At 68.3% G+C, this 4,308-nt stretch carries 6 protein-coding genes; 3 read left to right on the top strand and 3 right to left on the bottom strand.

The features are described 5' to 3' along the window. Positions 1 to 1,730: transketolase (locus CSW58_RS10810; RefSeq protein WP_099447286.1), on the top strand; the 1,730-nt coding region annotated here is incomplete at its 5' end. Here CSW58_RS10810 and CSW58_RS10815 read toward each other — a convergent pair. Genes CSW58_RS10815 through CSW58_RS10825 form a run of 3 tightly spaced genes read right to left on the bottom strand, consistent with a single transcriptional unit; the run spans position 1,727 to position 2,958 of the window. Beyond that, a complete protein-coding gene (locus CSW58_RS10815) occupies positions 1,727 to 2,086 on the bottom strand; it encodes a nuclear transport factor 2 family protein (RefSeq protein ID WP_099447287.1) in 360 nt (119 codons plus the stop codon). The two genes, CSW58_RS10810 and CSW58_RS10815, sit on opposite strands and share 4 nt — an antisense overlap. Then, entirely contained in the window at positions 2,076 to 2,444 is a 369-nt protein-coding gene (locus CSW58_RS10820) for a nuclear transport factor 2 family protein (protein WP_099447288.1), read from the bottom strand. Before CSW58_RS10820 ends, CSW58_RS10815 begins: the two co-directional genes overlap by 11 nt. 1 nt (position 2,445) lies before the next feature. Then, positions 2,446 to 2,958 (bottom strand): cytochrome c family protein, encoded by a 513-nt coding sequence (locus CSW58_RS10825; RefSeq protein WP_099447289.1) that lies wholly within the window; start codon positions 2,956 to 2,958, stop codon positions 2,446 to 2,448. 289 nt (positions 2,959 to 3,247) lie between these two features. Between CSW58_RS10825 and CSW58_RS10830 the strand changes: the two genes are divergently transcribed. Beyond that, positions 3,248 to 3,748 (top strand): GcrA family cell cycle regulator, encoded by a 501-nt coding sequence (locus CSW58_RS10830; protein ID WP_099447290.1) that lies wholly within the window; start codon positions 3,248 to 3,250, stop codon positions 3,746 to 3,748. Positions 3,749 to 3,798: 50 nt separating this feature from the next. Continuing rightward, entirely contained in the window at positions 3,799 to 4,014 is a 216-nt protein-coding gene (locus CSW58_RS10835) for a hypothetical protein (protein ID WP_099447291.1), read from the top strand. The last annotated feature ends 294 nt before the right edge of the window (positions 4,015 to 4,308 follow it).

Raw genomic sequence — 4,308 nt, forward strand, 5'->3', positions numbered from 1 at the left:
ACCGCTATGGCGAGATCTTCGAGGCGGCCGGCTGGACCGTCGAGACCCTGAAATGGTCCAAGCGCCAGCGCGAGGCCTTCGCCCGGCCCGGCGGCGCGGCCCTCCAGCGCTGGATCGAGACGGCCCCCAACGACCTCTATTCGGCCCTGACCTATCAGGGCGGGGCGGCCTGGCGCGAGCGGCTGACCGCCGACCTGGCCGGCGACGCCGAGGCCCTGGCGCTGATCGGCGGCTACAAGGATGTCGACCTCGGCGAGCTGATGACCGAGCTGGGCGGGCACTGTCTGGAGACCATCCTGGAGGCCTTCGACAAGGCCAGCCGCGATAACGCGCCCCGCTTCATCATCGCCTACACCGTCAAGGGCCTGCGGCTGCCGTTCCAGGGCCACAAGGACAATCACTCGGGCCTGATGACCCCGACCCAGATCGCCGAACTGCGCGAGCGCCTGGGCGTGGTCGAGGGCGAGGAGTGGGACGCCTTTTCGGGGCTCTCCAGCGCCGAGCGCACCGCCCTCAAGGGTCTGATCGCCCGGGCGCCCTTCGCCGCCGAGGTCGACCGCAATCCGGTGGCACCCCTGATCGCCACGCCGAGCGTCGAGGCGCTGCTGGCCCCGGTCCAGGGCGGCGGCGAACAGTCGACCCAGGCCGCCTTTGGCAAGGTGATGTTCGAGATCTCGCGCCAGACCGACGAATTCGCCGGGCGCGTGGTGACCACCTCGCCCGACGTCACCGTCTCGACCAATCTGGGCGGCTTCGTCAACCGGCGCGGCGTGTTCCACCGTCGGGCCCATGAGGACGTCTTCAAGCGCCGCCGAATCCCCTCGGCCCAGGTCTGGTCGATGGGCGAGACGGGCCAGCATATCGAGCTGGGGATCGCCGAGAACAACCTGTTTATCGCCCTGGCGGCCCTGGGCCTGACCGCGCCTTTGTTCGGCGAGCGGCTGTTTCCGGTCGGGACGCTGTACGATCCCTTCATCGCCCGCGGCCTCGATGCGCTGAACTATGCCTGCTACCAGGACGCCCGCTTCCTGTTGGTCGCCACGCCCAGCGGCCTGACCCTGGCTCCCGAGGGCGGCGCTCACCAGTCGATCGGCGCGCCGCTGATCGGCATGAGCCAGCCCGGGCTCGACAGCTATGAGCCGGCCTTCGCCGACGAGACGGCGGTCCTGATGGCCCATGCCTTCGAGCGGATCCAGGCTCCGGACGGCTGCGCCACCTATCTGCGGCTCTCAACCCGGGTGATCGCCCAGCCCGAGCGGGCCGACGACGCCTGGCGACAGGGCGTGGTCGAGGGCGCCTATTGGCTGCGCGAGCCCGCCCCGGGCGCGAGTCTGGCCGTGGTCTATACCGGCGCCCTGGCCCCCGAAGCCCTGGCGGCGCACGAGGCCCTGCTTGAGGACGTGCCGGGGGCGGGCCTGCTGGCCGTGACCTCGGCCGACGTCCTGCATCGCGACTGGACGGCCGCGGGACGCGCGCGCTGGACCGAGGGCGCGGCGCGGGTTTCGACCATTGAACGGCTGCTGGCGCCGCTGGCGCGGGACGCCGGCCTGGTGACGGTGATCGACGGTTCGCCGGCCGCCCTGTCCTGGCTGGGATCGGTGCGGGGCCAGAGGCTGCGGGCGCTGGGCCTGGAGACCTTCGGCCAGTCCGGCGACCTGCCGGACCTCTATGCGACCTACCGCCTCGACCCGAGCGCCATTCTCGACGCCTGCGCCGAGCTTTTGCTCTAGCCGGGCAGTTCCTCGGCCTCGATCCGCTGGATGAGCCCGTCGACGAGGGCGTAGGTGACCCGCACCCGGCTGTCGGACCAGACCTTGCCGGTGCGGTCACGCAGGGCGGCCTGCAGCAGGGCGCGGATCCGGCCGTCGGGCAGGGTCTCGACCTCCAGCACATCGACGCCGGGAGATAGGGTCTCGAACACGCGGACGCAGAAGGCCCGCGCCTGAGCCTGCCCCCGCACCTCGCCGCCGTCGATATAGTCGGGCATGACGACGTCGGGATGCAGGAAGGACATAACCCCATCGAGGTCGCGGTCGACCACGGCGGCCTGCAGACGCTCGATCAGGATCCTGGGGTCAGAGATCATCGTCGGCGCTCGCGGCGATCAGGTCGAGGCGCGAGACCAGTCCGTCGCGAAAGCTGTAGTCGTGTAGCACTTCCAGATCCGACCACAGGCCGCCCGCCAGGTTGCGGACCACCTGGTTGACGTGAACGCGGATCAGGTCGTCGGCCAGGCGCTCGAAGCGGATAGGGGTGACCTCGACGCGAATGATCTCGTCGTTGCGCGCCCAATAGGCCTCGAGCGCCTCAAGGCCGACCAGACGCCCGCCGCGCGTCTGGTCCGGCCAATCGATCTGGGGATGAAGGCCCGCCGAAAACACCGCGAAATCCCGGTGGTTGTAAGCCTCGAACAATAGGGTCAGGAGACGCTCGGCGGGGCTCATGTCAGGGTGCGGGCTTGAACCCGCTCTCGACCTTGAGATAGGCGATCAGGTCGATCCGGTCCTTGGGGTTTTTCAGGCCGGCGAACGACATCTTGGTGCCGGGCATGAAGCCGCGCGGATCGGCCAGCCACTTGTCGAGATGCTCGGCGTCCCAGGCGAAGCCGGCCGCCTTGACCACCGCCGAATAGGTGTAGCCCTCGAGGCTGCCGGCCTGGCGTCCGAACATGCCGTACAGATTGGGGCCGGTCATGTTGGGGCCGCCTTCCGCCAGGGTGTGGCACGAGCGGCAGAGGGCGAACTTGGTTTGGCCATTGGCCAGGTCGCCGGTGTTGTAGGGGGCGGGCAGGGCGGCCAGGGCGGCGGCCTTTTCAACGTCGGTCGGCCCCGGGGCCGCGACGGGTTCGGCGGCCGGAGTCGGCGGCGCGGTCTCCGAGGAGGAGGCCTCCGGGCTCTTCGAACAGGCGACGGTCGCGGCCGACAGCGCGACGATGGCGGCGAGATGAAGCAGGCGCATTCAGAATCTCCAGAAGACACTATGTCGCAAGTTATGCGACGCCGCGCCGCATTCAATTAGAGCTCAGGTTCTGAGCGAGAAAATCTTGGAATAGCGCCGTTATCTCGTCAAGTTATCGCCATGCTTTACTGAGCCGCCTGCGACAACGCATGGCAACTGTTGGATTCAGAAGGGGAATTTTCGAATCGCAAACCGTGGGTTTGCACATAAGAAATTGACCGGAATTAACCATGATCCTACCCAAGAGAGGCGGGGGGCAGACCCCGCTAGCCCGATACGGACAAGCGTCATGGATTGGAACGAAGAACGCACCGCCACCCTGCGTAAGTTGTGGCTCGAAGGTCTGAGCGCCAGCCAGGTGGCTCGACAACTGGGCGGCGTCAGCCGCAGCGCCGTGATCGGCAAGGTGCACCGCCTGGGCATCACGGTCCGCGAAGTCCCGGTTCGTTCCCGCACCACGGTCCGGGTCACCCGGGCCCAACCCAGGGCGCGCGATGTCCGTGACACCGGCCAGACGCCGCGCGCCGTCGCGGCCCGACCGCCACGGATGGCCTCGACCCTGGTCGAGATGGCGCCCACGGCCAGCATCGTCGGCCTGTCGACCCATTCCTGCCGCTGGCCGATCGGCGATCCGGGGATGAGCGACTTCGGCTTCTGTGGTCGCGACAAGCTGGCCCGCGCGTCATACTGCGAGGATCACGCTCGCGGCGCCTTCCGCCGGTTCCAGTCGGCCACCGAGGTCGAGACCTGGAACCGTCAGCGCCTGCCCGTCGAACGCCGCATCGGCTGATCGTCCAACCTTCCCCCGCTCTCCCCGCAACGCCTTCGGGAACACCCGTCATGAACATGGTCTTTATCGAGAACACCGCCGGCAGCAGCCAGGTCATCACCATCATCGAGGAGTTCGCCGGACACTCGGTGTCGCGCGACCTTAATCCGGGCGACAACGCCAGCATCGCCGTCGGCCAGTTCCGCTCGATCGTGGTGCGCGAGACCTATCCGGACGACTGGATGAGCCGGGCCCGCAATCGCCGGACCGCCGTCGGCGAGGCCTGAGCCCTCCGGCCCTGAAGACCGCGTGACGACCTGCCCTCGGGACGTCCGCCGGCCCCGCGAACCCGGTTCGCGGGGCTTTTTCGTGGGTTCTGCCGCCGCTGAGGCAGCGGGGGTTTCGGCGTCTCCCTAAGGGCGGGCGATGATTGTGCGCGCCCCGTGCTTGTGAGATGACATCGCATCGGCGCGGGGGGAACCATGCCTGACAACGATCCAAGGGGCCGCGGCATTCCGCTGCCAACCTATGTCAATCATCTGATGTACCAGACCGAACAGCATCGGCGGGCGCTGTCGGCC

The organism is Caulobacter sp. B11, from assembly GCF_002737765.1.
Classification (GTDB): Bacteria; Pseudomonadota; Alphaproteobacteria; order Caulobacterales; family Caulobacteraceae; genus Caulobacter.